Source organism: Polaribacter sp. KT25b (assembly GCF_900105145.1).
GTDB lineage: Bacteria > Bacteroidota > Bacteroidia > Flavobacteriales > Flavobacteriaceae > Polaribacter.
The window spans coordinates 1,507,566-1,532,731 of the sequence record NZ_LT629752.1 but is presented as its reverse complement, the minus strand read 5'-3'; the positions used below and the strand labels follow the sequence as shown (position 1 = coordinate 1,532,731).

Annotated in this window: 15 protein-coding genes, 1 other RNA gene and 1 pseudogene; 6 read left to right on the top strand and 11 right to left on the bottom strand. The window is 27.5% G+C overall.

What is annotated here, in order from left to right:
* Positions 1 to 199: 199 nt before the first annotated feature.
* A complete protein-coding gene (locus BLT70_RS06500; RefSeq protein ID WP_091892784.1) occupies positions 200 to 1,108 on the top strand; it encodes an AraC family transcriptional regulator in 909 nt (302 codons plus the stop codon).
* An 18-nt stretch (positions 1,109 to 1,126) separates the two neighbouring features.
* On the opposite strand, the gene BLT70_RS06495 is transcribed toward BLT70_RS06500, so the two are convergent.
* Entirely contained in the window at positions 1,127 to 1,906 is a 780-nt protein-coding gene (locus tag BLT70_RS06495) for an ATP-binding protein (RefSeq protein WP_091892782.1), read from the bottom strand.
* Between the two features lie 124 nt (positions 1,907 to 2,030).
* On the opposite strand from BLT70_RS06495, the gene BLT70_RS06490 reads away from it, so the two are divergent.
* From BLT70_RS06490 to BLT70_RS17565, 3 genes and pseudogenes are all read left to right on the top strand, one after another.
* Complete coding sequence (locus BLT70_RS06490) at positions 2,031 to 2,573, top strand: response regulator (RefSeq protein WP_091892780.1); 543 nt, start codon at positions 2,031 to 2,033, stop codon at positions 2,571 to 2,573.
* A gap of 528 nt (positions 2,574 to 3,101) precedes the next feature.
* On the top strand, positions 3,102 to 3,509 hold the full coding sequence (locus BLT70_RS06485) for a response regulator (RefSeq protein ID WP_091892778.1): 408 nt from the start codon (positions 3,102 to 3,104) through the stop codon (positions 3,507 to 3,509).
* Between the two features lie 931 nt (positions 3,510 to 4,440).
* Positions 4,441 to 4,617 (top strand): annotated as a pseudogene (locus BLT70_RS17565) (response regulator transcription factor); the annotation flags it as partial.
* 184 nt (positions 4,618 to 4,801) lie between these two features.
* On the opposite strand, the gene BLT70_RS06475 reads toward BLT70_RS17565, so the two are convergent.
* From BLT70_RS06475 to BLT70_RS06440, 8 genes are all read right to left on the bottom strand, one after another.
* Positions 4,802 to 5,908: a phosphoglyceromutase gene (locus BLT70_RS06475; protein ID WP_091892774.1), complete on the bottom strand. Its 1,107-nt coding sequence runs from the start codon at positions 5,906 to 5,908 to the stop codon at positions 4,802 to 4,804.
* Positions 5,908 to 7,494 carry a metallophosphoesterase family protein gene (locus tag BLT70_RS06470; protein ID WP_091892772.1) on the bottom strand — a complete coding sequence of 529 codons (1,587 nt, stop codon included), beginning with the start codon at positions 7,492 to 7,494 and terminating at the stop codon, positions 5,908 to 5,910. Before BLT70_RS06470 ends, BLT70_RS06475 begins: the two co-directional genes overlap by 1 nt.
* 61 nt (positions 7,495 to 7,555) lie before the next feature.
* Positions 7,556 to 9,031 (bottom strand): SusD/RagB family nutrient-binding outer membrane lipoprotein, encoded by a 1,476-nt coding sequence (locus BLT70_RS06465; protein WP_091892770.1) that lies wholly within the window; start codon positions 9,029 to 9,031, stop codon positions 7,556 to 7,558.
* A gap of 5 nt (positions 9,032 to 9,036) precedes the next feature.
* Complete coding sequence (locus tag BLT70_RS06460; RefSeq protein ID WP_091892768.1) at positions 9,037 to 12,198, bottom strand: SusC/RagA family TonB-linked outer membrane protein; 3,162 nt, start codon at positions 12,196 to 12,198, stop codon at positions 9,037 to 9,039.
* 227 nt (positions 12,199 to 12,425) lie between these two features.
* The gene (gene rny / locus BLT70_RS06455) at positions 12,426 to 13,994 is read right to left on the bottom strand and encodes a ribonuclease Y (protein ID WP_091892766.1); all 1,569 of its coding nucleotides are present in this window, start codon (positions 13,992 to 13,994) and stop codon (positions 12,426 to 12,428) included.
* Between the two features lie 46 nt (positions 13,995 to 14,040).
* Positions 14,041 to 14,169: non-coding RNA, 6S RNA (gene ssrS, locus BLT70_RS06450), on the bottom strand.
* A 54-nt stretch (positions 14,170 to 14,223) separates the two neighbouring features.
* A complete protein-coding gene (locus BLT70_RS06445) occupies positions 14,224 to 14,514 on the bottom strand; it encodes a cell division protein ZapA (RefSeq protein WP_091892764.1) in 291 nt (96 codons plus the stop codon).
* Between the two features lie 13 nt (positions 14,515 to 14,527).
* On the bottom strand, positions 14,528 to 14,818 hold the full coding sequence (locus BLT70_RS06440) for a hypothetical protein (RefSeq protein WP_091892762.1): 291 nt from the start codon (positions 14,816 to 14,818) through the stop codon (positions 14,528 to 14,530).
* Positions 14,819 to 14,964: 146 nt separating this feature from the next.
* Between BLT70_RS06440 and BLT70_RS06435 the strand changes: the two genes are divergently transcribed.
* Positions 14,965 to 16,668, top strand: coding sequence for a M23 family metallopeptidase (locus tag BLT70_RS06435; protein ID WP_091892760.1), 1,704 nt, complete (start codon positions 14,965 to 14,967; stop codon positions 16,666 to 16,668).
* A 5-nt stretch (positions 16,669 to 16,673) separates the two neighbouring features.
* Complete coding sequence (locus BLT70_RS06430; RefSeq protein ID WP_091892758.1) at positions 16,674 to 19,121, top strand: carboxypeptidase-like regulatory domain-containing protein; 2,448 nt, start codon at positions 16,674 to 16,676, stop codon at positions 19,119 to 19,121.
* 49 nt (positions 19,122 to 19,170) lie between these two features.
* Here BLT70_RS06430 and BLT70_RS06425 read toward each other — a convergent pair whose 3' ends face one another.
* Complete coding sequence (locus BLT70_RS06425; protein WP_091892756.1) at positions 19,171 to 19,560, bottom strand: hypothetical protein; 390 nt, start codon at positions 19,558 to 19,560, stop codon at positions 19,171 to 19,173.
* A 422-nt stretch (positions 19,561 to 19,982) separates the two neighbouring features.
* Entirely contained in the window at positions 19,983 to 25,163 is a 5,181-nt protein-coding gene (locus BLT70_RS06420) for a T9SS type A sorting domain-containing protein (RefSeq protein WP_091892754.1), read from the bottom strand.
* Positions 25,164 to 25,166: the final 3 nt, after the last annotated feature.

Sequence of the window (25,166 nt, the reverse complement as noted above, 5' to 3'; positions counted from 1 at the left end):
TAAGTTAATTATAAGTTAATATTTTACTGATATTTATAAAGTTAACAACTTTTAAAAAATATCTTTAATAAGATATTTAAACAAATTTATAGTATTTTACTTCAAAATTAATTATTATTGTAGTAGGTGAGAAATTTGTTCTAAAAATAAAAAAACAGACAACCATTTTATAATAAAAAATAAGAATCTCTAATTTTTAATGAGCAATAAAACACATATAATAAATTCAATTAAAAACTTACATAATCTATTTGGTTTTAAGAAACCAATACACCCTTTATTAAGCATTATAAGTGAAAATGATTTGCATGCATTTAAAAATAGATTAGGAGAAAAATTTATTCTTAACTTTTATTCAATCAGTTTAAAAGATCAAAATTGTGAAGCACATTTTGGAAGAAAAAATTATAATTTTGATAAGGGAGAAATAATATTTTCTGCACCAAATCAAACATTAACACTATCAAAAACAACAAATCTAAATAATAATCAAGGTTGGATTTTATTTTTTCATCCAGATTTAGTTAGAAATACTTCTTTGGATAAAAAAATAGAAAACTATAAATTTTTTACTTACGATATTGATAAAGCTTTACTTTTATCAGATACTGAAAAATTAATTATTACTAATTGTATTGAACTTATAAAAAATGAGATTGCAGGTTCTACCGATAATTATAGCAAACCTGTTGTTGTTTCTACTTTAGATTTATTATTAAATTTTTGTGCCAGATTTTACGAAAGACAATACAAAACAAAATCTATACATACAAACAATATAGTAACTCAAGTTTCTAGTATTTTAAAAGATAATTATGATTCTGGCCTTTTTATAAAACAAGGCATACCAACTGTAGAAAATATTGCAGAAATAATAGGTATAACTCCTAACTATTTAGGCGATGTTTTAAAGAAAGAAACAGGTAAAAACGCCAAAGATTTTATTAACTCTTATATTATAGACAAAGCAAAAACCTTACTTTTAAATGATAATATTACAATAAGCAAATTAGCTTTTGATCTTGGTTTTAATTACCCACACTATTTTAGTAGATTATTTAAAGCTAAAACAGGATTAACACCTAATCAATATAGACAAAATCATTAATAATTTTATAAAAACGACCTATTTACTAATAGTAAAATGAAATTCAACACCTAAATCTAGTGTAGATTTTACCCAAATAGTACCTTTATGTATTTCTATTATTTTTTTACAAAAAGCTAAACCAGTTCCATTACTTTTTTCTGAATTAGTTATATCTAACTTATTAAACATTTGAAAAATTTCAAAATGTTCATTATCATTAATACCTATACCATTATCTTTTACACAAAACTCCCAAAAAGAAGGTTTACTAATACAACTAATTTCAATTAATAAAGAATTTTTGGGTTGCTTAAATTTTATACTATTTAAAATTAAATTTAATAAAACTTGTTTAATTTCCGATGAATAACAGTTAACTATTGGTAAATCTGAATAAACAATACTGGCATTATTTTTTTTAATTAAATCAGACAATTCTATTTTTATAGAATCTATAGTTTCATTTATATCAGTTAATTCTAATGTTTGATTTTTTCCTAATCTAGAAAAATCTAACAAACTTTTCATTTTAGTATTTAACCTTTTTATAGCATCTTCAATAAAATAAAAATAAGTACCTAATTTTTTATCATTAGAATCATGATATTCTTCTTTAATTATTTCAACAAAACTATTAATTGTTCTAATTGGTTCATTTAAATCATGAGAAATTATGTAAACAAAATCATCAAACTCAGCATTTTTTATATCAATTTGCTTCTCATTTTCATTTTCAATATTTCTTAATTTTTCTTCTATAAAAGCTAATTTAGCTTTAAGAATTTTATTTTCTTTTAAAAGTTCTTTCTTTTCCATAGATAGTTTTTCATAACTAATTATAACCTATCTCCTTTCATTTTTTTTAAAGATTGATTGCTTATCATTAATAAATTATTCTAATTGATATTTTTTTTTATAAATTTACAAAAATATCTGTTAAATGATTAAAAGTACAATTAAAATTTTATTAATAGAAGATAATGCTGCAGATGCGGTGTTAATTGAACGTCAAATAAAAAAAATTGTAACATCTCCTCAAATAAAATGTATAGATTTATATAATGATTTTATAACTACTTTAAAAAACTTTAAACCAGATATTATTTTATGTGATTATAGATTAAAAGGTTATTCTGGTAGTGACGTATTAGAATATATGAATACTAATTTATCTTTTTATATTCCTTTAGTTTTTGTTACAGGTGCTATAAAAGACGAAGAATTAGCGGCAAACTCTATACTATCTGGTGCTTCTGGTTACATACTTAAAAATAACATGAATTCTCTTCATGAAAAATTACTTCCACATTTTAAAAAAATAGAAAGCTTAAAAAATAATCATTTAATTGATCAAGATTTAAAACTGAAAATAGAACAACTTCAAAATTATATAAATGGAGTTAAAAATGACAATACAATAAATATTGAATCTTTTAATGAAATGAAAAAAGCTTTTGACAAATTAAAATATCTAATTAATTAAGAATTCAGCAAAAAAAGATCAAATTTTATTAAAATAAGTAATTAGTGTTCTATTTAGATTTTTTAGTGTTAACTAATATCTCAAATATTTAAGACATTTGTATATGCATAATACAAAGCTCTTTTTTAAAAGAACTATAAATTATAGCTAAAAAAAACACCTATAAATATAGATGTTTTTAAATCACACTGTTTAGAATTTCCCCAAGATAATTCTATTATTGTAAAATAAATTAAAACAAACGTAACCTCCCCCGAAGTTAAAAGTTTGTAATTATTTTTACAATTAAGTGTACTGCAATATAAGAAAATAATCAAAAACATTAACATAAATAATAAAATACTTTCAACAAGTATTCTGTGTTATAATTAATGCTTATTGTGTTAAAATTATCACAAAATATTAATTAATTTTGAATTAATTAATATTTTTTTGATTTAAATTTAAATAATTACTCCCCAGCTTAATAAAATTAAACTATTATTTAAGACACTTTTTAATAATAAGGTGTTTTTTTATATTTTTATTATGCCGAAAAGAAATAAAATACTTCTTATTGATGATAATTATGCTACTAATTTTTATCATAACATTATTATTAATAATTTAGACACTTCTAATGAAGTAGATTATTGTACCGATGGTATAGATGCCTTAAATTATCTATCAAATAAAGGTAAATACAAAGCAAATGATAGTTATCCTCGCCCAGATATAATATTTCTAGACTTAAACATGCCAAAAATGAATGGCATAGAATTTTTAGAAGTATATAAAAATTTATCAAAAGAACAAAAAGGAGAAAAATTAATTGTTATGCTTACAATTTCTTTAAATGAAAAGGAAAAAACTAAAATAAAATTATTTCAAGACGTTATAGACATTGAAAATAAGCCTATAACAGAAGAATATTTAAGCAAAATTATAACTACTTAGTAATTTTATTTCATGAAAACAGATGAATTAGTAAGTAATTTCTCTGTAATTGAAAGTAATTAATATGCTGATAAAAATTCTTATATAGGCATACTTTTTTTAGCTTTAGATGAAAATGAAAAAATTATTTCTAAATGAATTATCAACAAAACGGCTCAAGACAAAAAGTTGTGGAGTAAAATAAAAAATAAGAACTTTAACTTTTAAATTACTTCTATTTTAGACGCATCAATTGAACTTGCTAAATTTACTATTACCAGAAATACTTATAGACTATTTTAAACTCACTAAACATGCAGTTAAAAAAAGTGAATTGCATTTCTATTTTATAGAATTAAACACGATTACATAAGAATTTAAAAGATTAAAACTAAGTTCTAAAGGTTTTTTCCCTAAAGTAACTGTTCAAAATTTTCCTATTCTAAGCAAAAACTATTTTCTGCATATTGTAAGCAGACGTTGGCTTAAAGAAAATTCCAAAAAAAAATTTTACTAGGAATTGGCAATTAGTAGCAAAATGAACTTGAATGACTAGTGAATTTGCTGCTTTTTTTAAACAAATCAATATTTAATTACAGTACAAACACAAGTGTTGTAGCAAACTTTTTTGGTGGTAAATCCAAGAAATTTACAAAAGCGTTGGAAAAGTAAAGAAAACGACGATATTGTAAACACTATAAATAACTCTTAAAAATACACACCAGAACTACGAACTACTGGCTAATGGAGATACTTAAAAACAGTTGTTAGCTAGAAGTAGATATTTATTATATAAATCTAGTAGTCATTGGACTGAGAATTAACAAAAAAGAGCTAAAATACTTTTTAAGTATTATCCTCAAATAGAAAAAGCATATGAGCTATGTCAATAATTATCTTGGATTTATAATCAAACAAAACTCAAAAATTATTATCTGTTTCATTAACAAATAGAGAAAAAGATGTAGTTCGATTATTGACTTTAAATAAAACAAGTGCAGAAATTGCTGAAAAAATTTTTATTAGTACACATACCGTAAACGTGCATCGAAAAAATATTTTAGGAAAATTAAATTTTGATTCCACAATACAATTAGTACAATATTGTTTAGTAAATCAGTTGTTTTAAATCTTATTCTAATTAAGAAAATTTCTACCTCAATTAAAAATCACTTTTTAATTATCTTAAAAAAATAAAAAACTATCTAAAAGTAACTATTTATTAAAATGTCGATTAGAGCGCAGTTAAAAAAAATTAAAATCTATCTACTGCACTCTAACTAACAATCCTTTTAAAATAACAAAACATTTACCTATTTTACAAAAGAAAAAGGTTTCCCAATAGAATCTGTCCTTATTTCAATATCTAAAATTTTTGCTACAGAAGCTGCAACTTGATTTGTAAATATTTGTTCTTCGGATACAATTTCTCCTTGTGGTTCTACATGCTGCCCAAAAGCTATTACCCAAACTTGATCTGTATTTTTTATAGAATTTCCATGATGTTTCCAACTTTTTAATGGCTCTGTACCTCTACCATGATCTGTAGTAATTATAAAAGTAGTTTTTCCTTTATAAAAGGAATCTTGTTGGGTAAAATACCACAGTTTTTTAATATACTCGTCTGTTCTGTTTGCAGATTTTAAATACGCATCATATTCGCCATCATGTGCAAAATCATCGGTTTCACCATAAGAAATAAACACCAATTTTGGATGTTTCTTTTTGATAGTTTCTAAAGCATAATGATGTGTAAAAACATCTAAACGAACGCCTCCCCAAGGACTCGGCGTTTCTGCTTGTAATTCATTTAAGAAAAGTTCTTTGTCTGACAAATTAGCTCCTTTTGCTTCTCTAAATCCTGCATTTACATACAAACCACTTCTTTCTTCATTAATAATAGACGGAAAAACATCCCAACTACCAAAAGCAGCAACTTTACCTTTATAGGCGTCATTTTTTTCTGCAATTTCTAAAATTGTAATATTCGGATTCGGAATTTTACTATTGCTATTAATTCTTTTATCATCGGCTTTTCCTGTTAAAATTTCATTATAACCCGGGTACGAAAAATGCATTCCGTTAGTTAAATTCATTTTACTTCCTTGCCAACGGTTACCATGAATTTGCCCCATTACTGCAACTTCACTCCATATGAAAGGAAATAATATTTCTCTTCTTTCTGTTGCTTTATATTTCCAAAACAGATTTTTTAATGCTAATGTGTCATTCACATATTCTTTGTTTGCAATCAATAAAGAATCTGCACCAGAAAATAATTCTTGCCAGCGCAAACCATCTAAAGTAATTACAAAAACTTTAGAGGCAGCATGTTCAATTTCTTGTTTCTTTTTTTCTTCGGATGAACACGCGGAGATTATCAATAAAAATAAAACCGATATTAATTTTATATTTTTCATTATTTTATTGTTTTAAATGCTCTAACAACAGACCAATTACTCCAATTTAAAAACTGATCTCGGTAACGAACACGAACATAATAAGTAGTATAATTATTTAGCTTTCTATCTAAAATTTCATCAGATAAATCATCATCCTTTTGTCTATTTTCTTTGTAATACCAATTTTCATGTTGTTTCCAAGAATTGTATATAATTTTAGAAAAATCTTTAGTTGTTGAAACTTGCCAATTAGAAGCCCCATGAAATGCATCTTTTTTATCACTTTTAAAAGAGTTCGCTTTTAAAACCACTTTATAAATAGGTTGTGGCTCTTTACCAAAATCAACTAAAACAGGTGTATTTGGTTGAATTGTTTTCTTAAAAACGGTAATACTGTCTCTTAATTCGTTGTTTCTAAATTCAATATTATTACCTCTACTAATTCTTTTTAATGTAAAAGAAGGGTTTTCTTTATCTGGATTAATTGTTGCCAAAACAAAACCATATTCGTCTTGCGTTACCGTAAACTCATCATAATCTCTCCCTTCAAATTCACCCCAATTATCAATAGCCCCTCCAGCGGATGCTACATTTACCCAAAGATGTTTGTGTTCTTTAGATTGTCCTCTAGAATATCCATGCGTATGACCGAAAAAGTGCAAACTTGGTTTGTTAGATTCTTTTGTAAAATTCTCTAATAATTTTACAACTTTTCCAGAAAAATCTTCTTCTCCAGGAATCCATAATTCTGATTTATGTGGATGATGTAATTGTGCAAACACAAAATCTATCGTATCGTTTTTGGCTGTTTTAGCCAATAATTCTTTTAACCAAATTAATTGCTGTTTTATATCTCGATATCCATCATTAGAATCTAAACCAATAATTCTTGTATTTGCATAATCTTTAAACCACCAATGTTCTGCATATTCTGGACTTCCGTTTTTTGGTAAACTAAAATACTTAAAGAAATAATCTGAATTTCGTTCATGATTTCCAGGAACTGGATAAACAGGCACTTGAGAAAACAATTTTTCTGATTGTTTAAAAAAATGTTCTTCCCATTGATTAAAAGTAGTTCCGGTAACCACCAAATCTCCAGGAATTACTACCATTGCTAAATTGTCTGAAATATTACCTTCAAAATTTTTATCAAAATAAGGTAAAATACCTTCTTCTACTACTTCTTTAAATTTAGTTGGGTATTGCCAATCGTTTTGCATATCGCTCATAGCAACTAAGTTTATCTTTTTAGATTCGCCTGCAAAAGGAGGAGTTTTAAATTGATATACTTTAGAAACAGCTTTGCCCGTTTGTACTTTGTAAAAATAGGTTGTAAATCTTGTTAAACCAGTTATAGCAACTTCATGCACTCTTTTTTCTGTAAAATTGATATCAAAAGAAGTTCCTATTACTTTATTTTTTAATCTGTTCTTTTTTGTTCCCCAATAGACTATTGATTCTTCATCAAAATCTGTTTGCCACATAATTTTGATAGAAGTTGGTTCTGCATCTTGCAAGTAGGGTTTTATTTCTATTTTTTGCGCCAATAAAATCTGAGTACAAAAAAGTATCAAAAATGTGATGAATATCTTATTTTTCATAATTATTAAATTAAAAATAAGGCCGTAATTAAATTACGACCTTATTTAGTTTATTTTTATGTTATTTTAACCACCAAGTTAATTCTCTAATGCCGTCGTTAGAACCGCCAAATTGTCTTGCTATTGCTTCTGTAACATTAACTGAATTGTTATTGTATTCATCTAAAGGATAAATCCATCTTGTTGGAGCTGTGCCAACACCTAAAGGAAAAACAGGATAACCAGTTCTTAAATGATCAAAATACATTCTCCATCCACCTTGTAAAAAAGACGTCAAATATTTCTGAGTTAAAATTAACTCTAATTTTTCTGCATCTGTAGTTGCATTTAAGAAGTTTACTTTTGATCCTGCAATATAATTTACAGCTTCAGCTTGCGTATAATATGCTTCATAACCTTTTGCATACGTATTATAAAATTGGAAGTTCGCTTTAATTCCGTTTTCGTAAAAAATTTGGGCATTTGTAGCAGGAATCCAACCTTTAACACTTGCTTCTGCTAAGATAAATTGTAGTTCAGAAAAACTTAAAAGATTGTGTGCTTCTGCTGTTGGATCTGCTGTATATCTTTCATTTACTTTAGATACTTTTCCGGCTGCTGCTAATAAATTAACATCATTATAAGGTATTACTGGGTTACCACCAGCATAAGAAGAAAAATCATTAATAGCCAAACCTGCTTCTTTTGCATTTTTAGTTTGACCTGCAATAGCAAATAATCGTTTATCTTCTCTTTCTACTAACATATCTATAAAAGTAGAAGCCATGTATAAACCAGAACCATAACCACTAGAATTGAATTCTGTATATCTAGAATCAACCACATCAACAAACTCTAAACGAGCACCTTCTTCTGGAGTAGCAATTATTGGTTGAGAATTATAAATAGCTGCAAATTCATTTTTAATATTTAAAGAAGAACTTCCTTCCTTTTTAGATAAAGTTAATAACACTTTTAAACGAAAAGAATTTACTAACTTTTTCCATTTGCTAACATCTCCATTAAAAATAGGATCTCCTGTAATAATATCTGTTCCGTCTAACAAAGAGTTTGCCATTTCTAACTCTTTTAAAATTCCTGTAAAGACTTCTTCTTGAGTACTATATTTTGGTTGATATAAATCTTCCGTTTCTCCTTTTAATGCATCGATATAAGGCACATCTCCAAAAGTTAAGGCTAAATCATAGAAATAATATGCTCTAAAAAAGTAACCAATTCCTTTGTAAGAATCATCTTTTATTCTATCTGCTTCTTCCATCATTTTTGTTACTTGTCTTAAACTATTATAAGCATCAAAACTAGCTCTATCCCATTTGTAAAACTGAGAAGTACTCTCACCATCTGTTTGAACAATCATTCTAGAAGCATACATTGCACCTGTTCCTTTTACCTGAAAAGCAGATGTTGTAATATTTGTAAGTAATAAACTTGGGTGCGTTTCACTTACTTTATTTGGATTTTCATTGATGTCTAAATCTTCACAAGAAAAGACAACAATTACCATCATTAAAAATAATATTATTTTAAAATTTTTCATTTTTATTAAAATTTAAAAGTTAAACCTAAACCTAAATATCTTGTCGATGGATCTTGTAAATTATCATCATCCCCAAAATCTGGATCAATAATATCTGCTTTTTTCAAAATGAATAAGTTGTATCCATTAAAGCTAGCATTTAATTGTTTTACTCCTTTTATATTTGCAATTTTTGTTAAATCATAACTTAAAGAAACAGTTCTTAATTTAAGATAAGATCTATCGAATACATTGGCAAAAATTTCGCTTTCTTCTTCTGTTACTTGCGCTCTATAAGGATAGTTTTGAGACCAAGCTTGCCAACTTACTGGTGAAGTGTGGGTTGCATAAGTTCTTGTATCAGAAGTTACATTTCCGTTTAAATCTCTTTGCACAGAACCTCCTATAACGTTTACACCTGTTGGCACATAAACAGTTCCAATTCCGTTAGCATATTCAGCATCTCTGTAAAGTGTAGAATTTGGGTGCTTACCACCCCACCACATTTTTTCTACAGTTAAAGATCTCATTAGACCTCCCCAAACACCATCAATACCTACTTTTAAAGAAAAGCCTTTGTACTTGAAATTGTTTTCTAATCCAAATCTAAAATCAGGATTTTTGTTACCAATATTTTGCTTATAAGGGTTTTTAGTTGGCATTCCTGTATTTGCATCTAAAATTAATTTTCCATCAGCAGATTTCTCCCAAACGGTTGCGTAATATGCATCTGTTCTATCGTTTAATCGCAAACTATTATATTGTTCTGCATCTTCATCTAATCTTGTTAAACGTTGTACTTTTTTAGACCAGTTTGCTAAAACATCCCATCTAAAATCTGTATTTTTAATAGGTGTTGCTCTTACAGAAACTTCAAAACCATTTGTTGTAAATTGGTGTGCATTTTCTTTTCTTGATGAAAATCCTGATCCTAAAGAAATTGGTAAATCAATAATTGAGTTTTCATCAACTGCATTATAATAGGCAAAATCTAAACCTATTCGATTGTTTAAAAAACCTGCACTTAAACCTAATTCTACATTGGTTGTTAAAGAACCTTCGATATCTGGATTTACAAGACTACCTGAATATGAAAGTTCTGGACTACCATCATAAGTACCTGCATTGTCATAATAAGAATTAATTTGATATGCACTTAAAGATCTTTTTACTTGTGCCCAAGAACCAAAAGCTTTTAAATAATTTATAGATTCTGGCAATTGAAACCAATCAGAAATCATACTACTTAAAGAAACAGAAGGATAAAATAATGAGTTATTATCTGTTGGTAATGTAGAATGTTTGTCTGTTCTACCTGTAAATGTTAAGAATAATTTACTATCAAAATCTAACTCTAACATTCCGTATAAGCTATTTACAGATCTTTCAGAAAAATTTGTACTTCCTTTTATATTTCCTTTAGTATTATTTAAACTATACAATTCTGGAACTATAATTCCGTCTGTAGCATTATATTCTTGTTGATATTTATGATATTCTGATGATGCTCCAACATTGGCGCTAAATGAAAGTTTATTTGAAATTTCCTTATTGTAAGTAGCTAATAAATTATAATCTACATCCACAGAATTAGTATTCCAAGTTTTGTAATCTCCATCTCTTGGATCTCCATAGTTTAAATAAGATTTAGGGCTTTCTCTATCTTCAAATCTATCTTTCATTACCGCAGATCCCATTGCCTGAATGCTAAAATCATCTGTTACTTTATAGTTTAATTTTAACTGTCCGTTTAACACATTAGAATCATACTTTTGATTCAATTCATTAGCAGCAAAGTATACATTGTTATACCAAGCATAATTAAAATTTGCTTGCCTATAGCCTTCTTGACCCGGAATATATCTGTGCTCATTTAACTCTTTTCCGTTCACATCATCTCCCATCCAAATTAAAATTGTATACATATGATTTTTAGGACCATAACCATGCCTTGGATAATTTGGCGAGTACACTTTATTATAAGCCAACTTGCTATCTAACGTTAATTTATCTGATAATTTTGTTGATGAGTTAAATGTTAACCCCGCAGTTTTTAGACTAGCATTTGGTACTCTATCGGTATGAGATTTATAGTTACCAGACAATCTATAAGATCCATTTTTTGAAGAATTCGCTACAGAAAATGAAGTTGTATTTATAACACCTGTTCTTAAAAAATCTTTTAAGTTATTGTGATATTCCCATGCAATTGGTACTCTAGAATAACGAGATTTATCATCATATTTTGTACCACTTACATCTCCCCACCAAGGAGTAACTTCTCCTGTAACATTATCTTTTATAGGACTATTCCATTGTGCTATTTCTACTCCAGGTTCAAATTTTGGACCCCAAATCATATCGCCATCAGAAATACCACCATCTTGTCCGTCCCAAAATTCATACTGCCCGTTAGAACCATTTCCATATTCTGTTTGAGTTTCTGGAAAAACAGTAAAACCAGCACTTACCATTGTATTATGAGATACAGTAATTTCTAATCCATTAGATTTTTGACCTCTAGAAGTTGTAATTTGTATTGCTCCATTACCCCCTCTATAACCGTATAATGCAGATGCAGAAGTTCCTTTTAAAACCGTAATATCTACAATATCATCAGGAGAAATATCATAAAAATCTGTACTAACCGGAATTCCATCAACAACAACTAAAGGTGTTTTTCCTCTTAATGTAAAAGAAGGAGCCTGAAACAAACCTGTTGGATTGCTAACTGTTAAACCAGCAACTTTACCTGTTATTAATCCTGCTGCATTTGGAGCAACAATTTCTTTAATTGTAGAAGCCTCTACTTTTTGAGTAGCATAGCCTACCTTTTTTTGTGACCTCTTAATGCCTAAAGCAGTTACAATAACTTCACTTAAAGAATTTACTTCTGGTAACATTGTTATGGTTATATTATTTTTGTTTCCAATAACAATATCTTTACTTTGATACCCCAAAAACTCTACTCTAATTATATTTTTTTCTTCTTTAAATTCTATTTTAAAATTTCCATCAAAATCTGATGTAGCCCATTTATCACTGTTTTTAACATTAACAGTTGCTCCTGGTAAAGGACTACCTGTTTCATCAATTATTTTTCCTGATAATACTTGCTGCGAAAAAGCAATCGTACTCAAAAAAAAGGACATTAAAATTAAAAATTTACTTAAAAATTTGTGTTTCATTTTGTAGTTTATTTAGTTTAATATTGAGCTACAAAGCAAAAAATATTAAGTTAAACTAACGTTTAATGAACATTAGTATATTGAATCTAAAAACTAAAAAGAGTTTACTATTTTGTTATGTCAAAGTATTTTTTTAAGCTAATAGTAACATTAATTTAAAAGTAAAGCGCATAAAAAAACCTTGAGTAAATACTCAAGGTTTTTAAAAATCTATTTTATAAGAAAAACTACTTCGCTACATTTACAGCTCTTGTTTCTCTAATTACAGTAACTTTTACTTGGCCAGGATACGTCATATCATTTTGTATTTTTTGAGAAATACTAAAAGATAATTCAGAAGCTTTTGTATCACTTACTTTACCACTTTCTACCATTACACGTAATTCACGACCAGCTTGAATTGCATATGCTTTTTGAACTCCAGAAAAACCAAAAGCAATTTCTTCTAAATCTTTTAAACGCTGTATATAAGAGTCTAAAACTTGACGTCTTGCTCCAGGTCTTGCTCCAGAAATTGCATCACAAACTTGTACAATTGGCGATAATAAACTCTTCATTTCTATTTCATCATGGTGAGCACCAATAGCGTTACAAACTTCATCTTTTTCACCATATTTCTCTGCCCATTGCATTCCTAAAAGTGCGTGAGGAAGTTCACTTTCTGTTTCTGGAACTTTACCAATATCATGCAATAAACCAGCTCTTTTAGCTAATTTTGCATTTAACCCCATTTCTGATGCCATAATGCCACAAAGGTTGGCAACTTCACGTGAGTGCTGTAATAAGTTCTGACCATAAGAAGAACGGTATTTCATGCGTCCAACTGTCTTTATTAACTCTGGATGTAAACCATGAATTCCTAATTCTATAACCGTTCTTTTACCAACTTCTATAATTTCTTGCGTAATTTGATTTTCTGTTTTCTTAACTATTTCTTCTATTCTAGCAGGGTGAATTCTACCATCAGTTACCAATTTATGCATCGATAAACGTGCTATTTCCCTACGAACAGGATCAAAACAAGAAAGAATAATTGCTTCTGGTGTATCATCAACAATAATTTCTACACCTGTTGCAGCTTCTAAAGCTCTAATATTACGTCCTTCTCTACCTATTATTCTACCTTTTACATCATCAGATTCTAAGTTAAAAACAGAAACACAATTTTCTACAGCTTGCTCTACACCTACTCTTTGTATAGTACCTAAAATAATTTTTCTAGCTTCTTGTTCTGCTGTTAATTTTGCTTCTTCTACAGAAGTTTGTATAAAGGCCATAGCTTCAGATTTTGCAACTTCTTTTAAAGAGGCAACAAGTTCTACTTTAGCTTCTGCAGCAGATAAGCCCGAAATTTGCTCTAACATATCTACATGACGCTTGTGCATTTTATCTAAATCTTCTTCTTTCTTTTCTAAAAAATCTAATTTAAAATCGAAATCTTTTTCTTTGCGCTCTAAAGATTGATTTAAGCGTTTGTTTTTATCAACTTCTGATGCTACTTTAGATTCTCTATCTCTAATTCTTTTTTCAACATCTGAAATCTTTTTTTCTCTTGATAAAATAACTTTTTCATGCTCAGATTTAAGTTCTATAAATTTTTCTTTTGCTTGTAAAATTTTATCTTTCTTAATAGCTTCTGCATCTATTTTAGCTTCTTTTAAAATTGAAGCTGCTTCACTTCTTGTAGCATCAAGTATTTTCTTTCCTTTCGATTTTTCAATCGTTTTAAAGATTAAAAAACCTACAGCTATTCCTATAAAAACTCCCACAATAATGGGAAGTATCATTCCATCCATAATTTAAATTTAAGGTATAAAAAAAGCCTACGATAGTTGGGTTTTTAAACTCCAATATGACATTTATAGGACTAACTAACTGTTCAAGGATCCTTTTAAAGTGCTGAACAAGTTCAAGCTAAAAGGCATGCTTTAGTAGTTAAGACTCATCCTTCATAATAGAATAGTGTTGAGTTTAATAAACAATTACTAACGTAGGCAGTGTGTTGTTAATGTATTTTTAATGAACTTATTTTAAATGCTTACTTACTAAATTAGTAAGCTCATTTAATTTCTTTATTTCTTCTTCATTTGTGTCATTTTTATTTAAAGATATCATTTCTAATTTAGAAGCAAATTGTAATGCAGACATAGCTAAAACATCTTGTTTGTCGCTTACTGCATAATTTTGCTCATACATAGAAATTAAATTATTTATTGCATTTGCAGCTTTACGCATACCTTCTTCTTCTTTAGTGTTGTTAACACTTAAAGGATATGTTCTACCTGCAATTACAATATTAATCTTTAGTTTATCCACAATATAAAGAACTTTATTCTTGTAACTGAATTATACATTTATCAATTTCTCTAATTAATGTATTTATCTTCAGTTTTGTATCTTTTGTATTTGTACTACTGCCTTCAATAGTTTTAGCTATTTTTAATAAATCAAAATCTTTTTTTTGTGCTATTAAATGTTGCTTACTTTCTAAAATTTGATGTTGTAATTCTGTGTTACTTTGAAGCAATATTTCGTTTTCATTTTTTAAAAACTCATAATTTGAAAGTAGTATTTTTAACTTATCTTCCAGTAAATGAATTGCTTCTAGCGTATTACTCATATTCAATTTTAGAATAAACTATAATTACAAAGTTAACAATCTGTTTGAAACTTTACAACATTTTATTACTTTTTTACTAATCAACTGAAATCAAACAAATTATAAAAAGAATGATTTTTACTATTTTTGCATAAAATAATTGAATTTTGAATAAAATATTGCTTTTTTCCTTTTTGCTACTTCCTTTTTTATGTACTTCTCAAGAAAAATATCCACAAAATTATTTTAATAATCCTTTAGAGATTCCTATTCTTTTGTCTGGTTCTTTTGGCGAATTACGTAGCAATCATTTTCATGCAGGTTTAGATATTAAAACCAAAGGTAGAGAAGGTTTAAAAGTGTTAGCTGCTGCAGAAGGATATGTTTCTAGAATAAAAGTGCAACAATTTGGATACGGAAAAGCCATTTATATTACACACCCTAACGGATTTACAACTGTTTACGGGCATTTAAGCAAATTTGCTGATGAAATTGAAGATTATGTGAAATCTATACAATATAAAACAGAGAATTATGAGACTGGAAATTTATATTTTAAAGAAAATGAATTTCCAGTAAAAAAAGGAGAAATCATTGCATTATCTGGTGATACTGGTGGTTCTGGAGGTCCACACTTACACTTCGAAATAAGAGATACAGCATCAGAAAATGTTATAAATCCGTTGTTATTTGGGATAAAAGTTGATGACACAATTGCACCTACTTTTCTAAATTTAAAAGTAGTTGCTTTAAATGCTAATACAAGAATTAATCAACAAAGAAAAAGTTTTCAAATCCCTATTAAAAATATTGGAAAAGGTAAATACGTAGCAAATAGAATTTCTGCAAGTGGAGTAATTGGATTTGGAGTAAATGTTATTGACCGCTTTAATAACTCCTATAACAAAAACGGAATATTTAGTTTAGAAATGTTAGTAAATGGTAAGCGATTTTACTATCATTATGTAGAAACCTTTTCGTTTGCAGAAAGTAAATTCTTAAACTTACTTATTGATTATAAGCATTATAAAAAGTATAAGAAAAAATATCAAAAAACATATAAAGAAACTGCAAGCAAATTATCTACTTATAAAAATTTGATAAATAATGGAAAAATTGACATTAAAGAAGGACTAAATTATAACGTAGAAATTATAGCAAAAGATTTTGAAGGAAATTTAAGTTCTATAAAAATACCTGTTGCTGGTAAAGAAAGTAACGCGCTTTTTACAGAACAAAAAGACACAACTGCTTATAAAATAATTGCAAAAAATTTTAATAAGTTTAAAAATAAAAATGTTACTGTAGCTTTTCCTAAAAAAACATTTTATGAAGATATTTATTTAGATTTTAAAGTTGATAAAGGAATTGCAAAAATACACACGCCAACAATTCCTTTAGATAAAAATTATACATTAACTTTTAATGTATCAGATTATTCTAATGACCAAAAAGAGCACTTATATATTGCCAATGTAGAGTACCCAAAATATCCTAGATATCAATATACAAGAAAAAAAGACAGTACATTTTTTACTACAACAAAAACTTTAGGCAATTACACTTTATTATCTGATAAACAAAAACCTAGAATAAAATTATTATACTTTAAAGACAAACAATGGATTAGTAATTTTAAAACTCTAAAAGTTAAAATTTCTGATGTTGGTTCTGGCATTAAAAACTACAGAGCTACTATTGATGATGAATGGATTTTAATGGAGTTTAATCATAAAAAAAATATATTAACCTATAATTTTAGTGATAAAAAATTGGTTGGTAGCAAACATATCTTTAAAATTGTAGTCTCAGACAATGTAGGAAATACGAATGAGCTTTCTGCAACGTTCTTTAAGAAACAAATAAACTAATTTTTGTGAAAAACATACTATTCTTTTTGCTACTAATACCTAGTTTTTTAGTAGCCCAAAAAACAACTATATTAAAAGGTACTGTTAGAAATAACCTAAACGAACCAATAGAAAAAGTTACTATAAAATATGGAAACACAGGAGATGTTACTGATAAAAATGGTAATTATTCTATTAGAATTCCGTTTAATGAAGAAATTACAATAATTTTTAGTCATGTTTCTTATAGAACTTTTACTAAAATAATTACCGCAAACAGTAGAAATGCAATTCGCTACTCGCCTACTTTATCTTTAAAAACAGAACAGCTAAAAGAAATTATTGTAAAAGATATTAGAAAAAAAGTTGAAGGATTAACAACGATTGATGCTAAAAAAGCAAAAAATATTATTGGCCCAAATGCTGGTGTAGAAAATGTTTTAATGACTTTACCTGGTGTAAGTAACAATAATGAATTAAGCACGCAATATAATGTTAGAGGTGGTAATTTTGATGAAAATTTAGTGTATGTAAACGGAATTGAAATTTACAGACCTTTTTTAATTAGATCTGGTCAGCAAGAAGGTTTAAGTTTTATCAATTCTAATATGGTGCAGAATATTAATTTTTCTGCCGGAGGTTTTCAAGCAAAATATGGCGATAAATTATCATCGGTTTTAGATATTACTTATAGAAAACCAACTGAAACTGCCACAACAATTGATGCTAGTTTATTAGGTGCAAGTGTTACTTTTGAAGGTAACTTTTTAAATAAAAAATTAAGTACAATAACCGGCGTTAGATATAGAGACAATAGTTTGTTTGTTAACAGTAAGCAAATTGAAACTAACTTTAGACCAAAATTTACAGACATTCAAACGTTTTTATCTTATGAATTTTCAGAAAAGCTTTCTTTAAATTTCTTAGGAAATTTTTCTTTGAACAATTACAATTATCAACCAATATCAAGAAGTACACGTTTTGGAACAGTTGCAGAACCTTTAGAGCTAAATGTTTTTTATTCTGGTCAAGAACAAGATAAGTATTTAACTTTATTTGGTGCTTTATCTGCAGAATATGAAGTAAATGATAATTTTACGTTAACAACAACTGCTTCTCGATACAACACGCAAGAGGAAGAACATTTTGATATTGCTGCTGCTTATAGTTTAGGTGAAGTTGATGCAAATATTGGATCTGAAAGTTTTGGTGAAGTTGATTTTTCTCAAGGAATTGGATCTCAATTAAATCATGCTCGTAATGATTTAGATGCTTTAATATCTAATATTCAAGTAAGAGGAACCATTAAAAACGGAGAAACTCAATGGAATTTTGGCGCAAAATATCAGAAAGAAGATATTAAAGACAGAATTAGAGAATGGGAAATTATAGATTCTTTAGGTTTTTCTATAAGACCGCCATATCATTCATCTAACAATCAACCTTACGAACCTTTTGAAGGTGAAATTACTCCTTATCAAAACATCAGAAAAGATAATTCTGTTGCTATTAATAGAGTTTCTGGTTTTGTACAATTTAATCAGCGTTCTTTTTGGAATGATCATGAAGTTTTCTATAATGTAGGAATTAGAGCTCAAAATTGGTCGGTTACAGGAAACGGAATACAATCTAAAAATCAAACTATTATCAGTCCGAGAGCACAATTTGCAATCAAACCAAATTGGGAAAAAGATATGTTGTTTAGAATTTCTGGCGGATTGTATGCACAACCTCCTTCTTACAGAGAATTAAGAAATTTTGATGGTGATATAAATGTTGATGTTAAAGCGCAGAAATCGATTCATTATGTGGCAGGAATGGATTATAGTTTCCAGATGTGGGAAAGACCTTTTAAGCTAACAACAGAGCTGTATTATAAAGATTTATCTGATGTAAATGCGTATTCTGTAGATAATGTTAGAATACGTTATAGAGCAGATAATGTTACAACTGCTTATGCAACTGGAATAGATATTCGCTTAAATGGTGAGTTTGTTCCTGGTAGTGACAGTTGGGTTAGTTTAGGGTATTTAAAAACCGAAGAAAACATTGATAATCAAGGATATATTGCAAGACCTTCTGACCAACGAATTAAATTCGGAATTTTATTTCAAGATTACGTTCCTAATTTACCAGATTTAAAAGCATATTTAAACTTAGTTTATAATACAGGAGTTCCTGGAGGAGCTCCATCTTACGCAGATGTGTATCAATTTCAACAACGTTTAAGAGATTACAAACGTGCAGATTTAGGTGTTTCTTATATTTTTGTGGATGCTAACAAACAATTTTCTACAGGTTGGTTATCAAAATTTAAAGAATTAACAGCTGGCTTAGAACTTTTTAATATGTTTGATATTCAAAATTCAATTACCAATACTTGGGTTAGAGATGTGTATTCTAAAACCCAATTCGGAATTCCGAACTACATGACTGGAAGAGTTTTAAACTTTAAAGTTGGAATGTCGTTTTAAGAAATAAGACGTCTCAATATTAATATTGAGACGCCTATTTAAAAACATTTTAAAAACAATCTGTCTTTTTAGGATAGTCCTTTTTAGCTGTTAAATCTCTTCTATAAAACAAAGCCGAGTTTATAACAATGTTTGCTTTAGTTGCAGACATTCCTAAAAATAATTCTTTTTCTCCTTTTTTAGCAAAATCATACGTTAAATCTTGATGCAATGCTTTTTTTACACCTTTGTAGGTATAACAAACTAATAAACCATAAACCCCAGATAATTTCGTAGGTTTTGTTGCCGTCATGTCATACGTATTCGGAGTTACTTTTAACCTAGCATTTCCATATTCGTTTTCTATTAAAAGTGTTTTGACGTTTGTTATCGATTGTGCACTTAAAAATTGTGGAGCAACAAATAACATCAGTATAAATAATTTGATTAAATTTTTCATAATTTAAATGGTTTTTAATATTTTCAAATATCATAAATTAAATAAAGAAAATCAATACCTAGCAATAGGTATATAAAAAGAAGAGCTGACTTTCATCAACATCTAAAACCTTATAAATCACTTTTAATAGTAATTATTTGAAAAGTTTTACTGTACATTCGGCGGTTCTACCTTAATTTAAAGAATACTTATCTAAAAGTTCTTCATAAACGAAATTGAAATCTATCAGGTCATTGATTTTTCGCAATAAATTAACTGTGGGAACTGTATTGACTTAGTTGTAAACTCTTTTGTTGTGCTAGCATCATTAAAAATACAAAAAGGATTAGAGTTTTTAAAATTCTAATCCTTTTATTTAGACTTTTTCTGTAGCCTCGATTTGACCAACTCTTTTTTTTATCTGAATATTTTTCTTCTTCTTATTAGTTTTTAATTAATTTTTGATTGATAAATCCCTTATCGGTAATAACTCTTACAAAGTAAATTCCTTGAGATAGAGCTTTAATATCAATTAAATAGTTTTTACTCTTTATTACTTTCTTCCCTATTGCATTATAGATTTCTATAGATTTTAATTCTAAACTATTTGCCAATGAAACTTGAATATTAGTAATTGCAGGGTTTGGATACACTGATATGTTTTCTTTTAAAAATTCATTAATAGACAATGCAGATTTAGAGCAATCTGTACTATAACTTGCTGTTGCATCTTTTTTCCAATTTACGTTTGTATTTGATGCATTTACATCATCAACTTGAATACATGTTAAATCAGAATTTCCTGTTGCATCAAACTTTAAAAGAGTAACATTTGAGTTATTATTAAGGTTTAAACTTTCCAATTTATTGTTAGAAACAATTAACTCTGTTAAGCTAGAAACTTTAGAAATATCAATATCTATAATTAAATTATTTGCGACATTTAATTTTTTAATTCCTTGTGAATTATCTCTTTTAATACTTCTTTTTTCTCCTGTAGATTTAGAGGTAACAACTACACTTGTATTATCTAGTAAACTACTAATATCTGTAATACTATTGCCAGAAATATTGATACTTGCTGCATTAGAAAAAGCTTCTAAACCAGTTACATCTGTAATATTTTTTCCACTTAAATCTAAATCTCCTGTAAATGCTTGCGCTTCTTCGTAAGTAATTACTCCATCATTATTAAAATCTAAACCAGCTGCTGTTAATAAAGCTGTTTCAAAATTTTCATCTTCTGTATATACTTCCCACTCTGCACTACAATCTGTATTAAAGTTTACAGATGTATCTATACTTGTCCAATTATTAGTAGAAAACGTAGCATCATCAACAGCAATACAAGTTAAATTTGCATTGTTAGCAATATCAAACTCAACAATTGCTGTATTATTTCCGTTTTTTAAATAAGCTCTTTCTAGTACGTTGTCATTTAAAAATAACTTTGTAACATTTGTATTTTTAGAAATATCAATATTTTCTAGTTTATTATTATTTAAATAAACTTCTTGTAATAATGTGTTTTTAGAAATATCTACAGTTGTTAAATTGTTTTGCCCTAATAATAGTTGTGTTAAATTTATATTATTAGAAACATCAACATCGCTTACACCTGAGTTTGATAAATCTATTCTATTTAATGCTATATTATTAGAAAAATCATAAGTTGGTATTTCTGGATTATCTGTAGATCTAAAATCATATAGTTTTATATTATTAGAAATATCTATTGTTTTTAAATTGGTTTCAGAAACATACAATCTTTGTAAATCTACTAGTTGCGAAACATCTATGGTAGAAATTGCCGTTTTCCATAAATGAATTCTATACAGTTTTAAATTATTTGAGAAATCTATAGCAGATAAATTATAATTCCAATCTAGTTCTAATTCTTCTAAATCTGAATTTTTAGAAATATCTATAGCACTTATGTTATTTATGTTTAACCATAACCTTTTTAAGAATAAATTATTGGTTACATCTATTTCTGTTATCTGATTACTACCTGCATATAGAAATTCTAAACTTGTTAGAAACGTAATATCTAAAGCCGTTAATTGATTAGTATAAATACTTAAATAAGAAAGTTTAGTATTGTTAGATAAGTCTACCGTTTTTAAGTTGTTTTCGCTAACATTTAAACCCGTAATATTCTTAAAAGCTGCTATACCAGTTAAATTATCTATATCTAAAGCCTCTAAAGTTATAGTACCTGTAACAGCTTCAGCTTCAGAAACCTGTATTTCTGTATCTTCATTGGTATTTATAGTAGTATCTGCCACTAAAGCTGTTTTCATATTATAATCTGGTATACTAACAGTGGCAGGAATATTACAATCTGTATTAAAAGTAGCTGTTGCATCAATTAACTCCCAATTTGCAGTAGAAAAACTCACATCATCTACCTGAATACAAGCTAAATTAGCATTATTATTTGCAGAAAAATAGGTGAAATTAGAGTTATTGCCATTTTTTACATTTAATACATCTAATTGATTATTATCACAACTTAAGTTATAAACACTGCTGTTATTAGAAATATCTAGTTGAGTTAATTGATTAGACCCTACTCTTAAATCTTCTAAATCGGCTAGCATAGAAACATCTATAGTTGTTAGATAATTCCAATAAATATCTATTCTTTTTAATTTTGTATTGTGCGATAAATTAATTGCTGACAATTGATTATTTGAAGTAAATAACCAATTTAATTCTGTGTTATTTGTTACATCTAAACTTGTTATTTGATTTTCATGTACAAATAAATCTACCAAATTAACCAACATAGAAACATCTATAGTTGTAATTTGATTACGCATAACACCAAAACGTTCTAAAGCTGTGTTGTTAGAAACATCAATACTTGTTAATTGATTGTCATTTAAAAATAAGTTAGTCAATACTAAGTTTTGAGATAAATCTACAGAAGTTAGTTCGTTATTTCCTGATTCTAAAGAAACTAAATTGGGCATTGCTTCAATTCCTTGTAAACTTTTAATTTTTGCTGAAACGTTAGGTAACAAAGTATTATTTTCTGGATCTTGGATATTTAAACTATCTATTGCTTGTGCTTCTGATATTAAAATATTTCCATTTAATCCATTCGAATCCCAACCTAAATCTATCAACGCTTGTTCAAAGTTTGTATCTGGAATTGTTACAATTGTATTTTCACCTTCACAATTGGTACTATAAGTTGCAGTATCATCTTTTGCCCAATTTGTTGTATTTTGAGTAGCATCTATTTGTATACAGGCTAAATTTGGGTTATCATATAAGCTAACAACAGAAGTATATTGTGGATCTCCTTGTCCTAATAAAAGATTATTACTTACATCTAAACTTGTTAAATCGTTTCCGTTTAAGTACAAGTTTGTCAAACTGCTATTATTACTAATATCAATAGTAGAAATAGCGTTATTTTCAAAAGATAACCAATATAGTTCTGGGTTGTTCGTTACATCAATAGCAGATAAACTATTAGTATCCATTACTAAATATTGTAATTTAGTATTGTTAGAAACATCAATACTTGCAAAATTATTATTTATAATAGTCAACCATTCTAAGTCTAGATTATTAGAAACATCTATCGAAGTTAAATTACTATTATATCCAGCATAAATTCTTTTCAATTTTGTGTTTTTAGACACATCTATATTCGATAATCCTACTCCATAAAAAGTAATAAATTCTAAGTTAACATTTTTACTTATATCAATTGCATTTATTGGATTATTTGAAAAACGTAAATCTTTTAAGTTGATATTGTTTGATAAATCTAAAGTTGATATTTGATTATTTGGCTGTAATTCATAATTATTCTCTAAACGTAACATTTCTAATAATGTGTTTTGTGTTACATCTAATGAAGTTAATAAATTATCATAAGCATACAGTTTCCAAAGTGCTGTATTGTTTGTTATATCAATGTTTGTTAACTGATTTCCATGTAAAAACAATTCTTGTAAACTTGTTAACATAGAAACATCTATAGTTGTAATTTGATTACGCATAACACCAAAACGTTCTAAAGCTGTATTGTTAGAAACATCAATACTTGTTAATTGATTATCATTTAAAAATAAATTAGTTAACGCTAAGTTTTGAGATAAATCTACAGAAGAAATCTCATTAACTCCTGATTCTAAAGAAACTAAATTAACCATAGCTTCTATTCCTTCTAAGTTTTTAATTTTTTCCGTTACATTTGGTAATAAAGTATTATTTAAAGGGTCTTGAATGTTTAAACTATCTATTGCTTGTGCTTCTGATATTAAAATATTTCCATTTAATCCATTCGAATCCCAACCTAAATCTATCAACGCTTGTTCAAAGTTTGTGTCTGGAATTGTTACAATAGTATTTTCACCTCCACAATTGGTACTATAAGTTGCAGTATCATCTTTTGCCCAATTTGTTGTATTTTGAGTAGCATCTATTTGTATACAGGCTAAATTTGGGTTATCATATAAGCTAACAACAGAAGTATATTGTGGATCTCCTTGTCCTAATAAAAGATTATTACTTACATCTAAACTTGTTAAATCGTTTCCGTTTAAGTACAAGTTTGTCAAACTGCTATTATTACTAATATCAATAGTAGAAATAGCGTTATTTTCAAAAGATAACCAATATAGTTCTGGGTTGTTAGTTACATCAATAGCAGATAAACTATTAGTATCCATTACTAAATATTGTAATTTAGTATTGTTAGAAACATCAATACTTGCAAAATTATTATTTATAATAGTCAACCATTCTAAGTCTAGATTATTAGAAACATCTATCGAAGTTAAATTACTATTATATCCAGCATAAATTCTTTTCAATTTTGTGTTTTTAGACACATCTATATTCGATAATCCTACTCCATAAAAAGTAATAAATTCTAAGTTAACATTATTACTTATATCAATGGCATTGATTGGATTATTTGAAAAACGTAAATCTTTTAAGTTGATATTGTTTGATAAATCTAAAGTTGATATTTGATTATTTGGCTGTAATTCATAATTATTCTCTAAACGTAACATTTCTAATAATGTGTTTTGTGTTACATCTAATGAAGTTAATAAATTATCATAAGCATACAGTTTCCAAAGTGCTGTATTGTTTGTTATATCAATGTTTGTTAACTGATTTCCATGTAAAAACAATTCTTGTAAATTTGTTAACATAGAAACATCTATAGTTGTAAGTTGATTACGCATAACACCAAAACGTTCTAAAGCTGTATTGTTAGAAACATCAATACTTGTTAATTGATTATCATTTAAAAATAAATTAGTTAACGCTAAGTTTTGAGATAAATCTACAGAAGAAATCTCATTAACTCCTGATTCTAAAGAAACTAAATTACCCATAGCTTCTATTCCTTGTAAGCTTTTAATTTTTGCTGAAACGTTAGGTAACAAAGTATTATTTTCCGGATCTTGTATGTTTAAACTATCTATTGCTTGTGCTTCTGATATTAAAATATTTCCATTTAATCCATTCGAATCCCAACCCAAATCTATCAACGCTTGTTCAAAATTTGTATCTGGAATAGCAATTGTTTGAGCCATAAAATTAAAACTCAAAAAAAAGATTCCTAAAAAAAATAGTTTTGTTTTCATTGT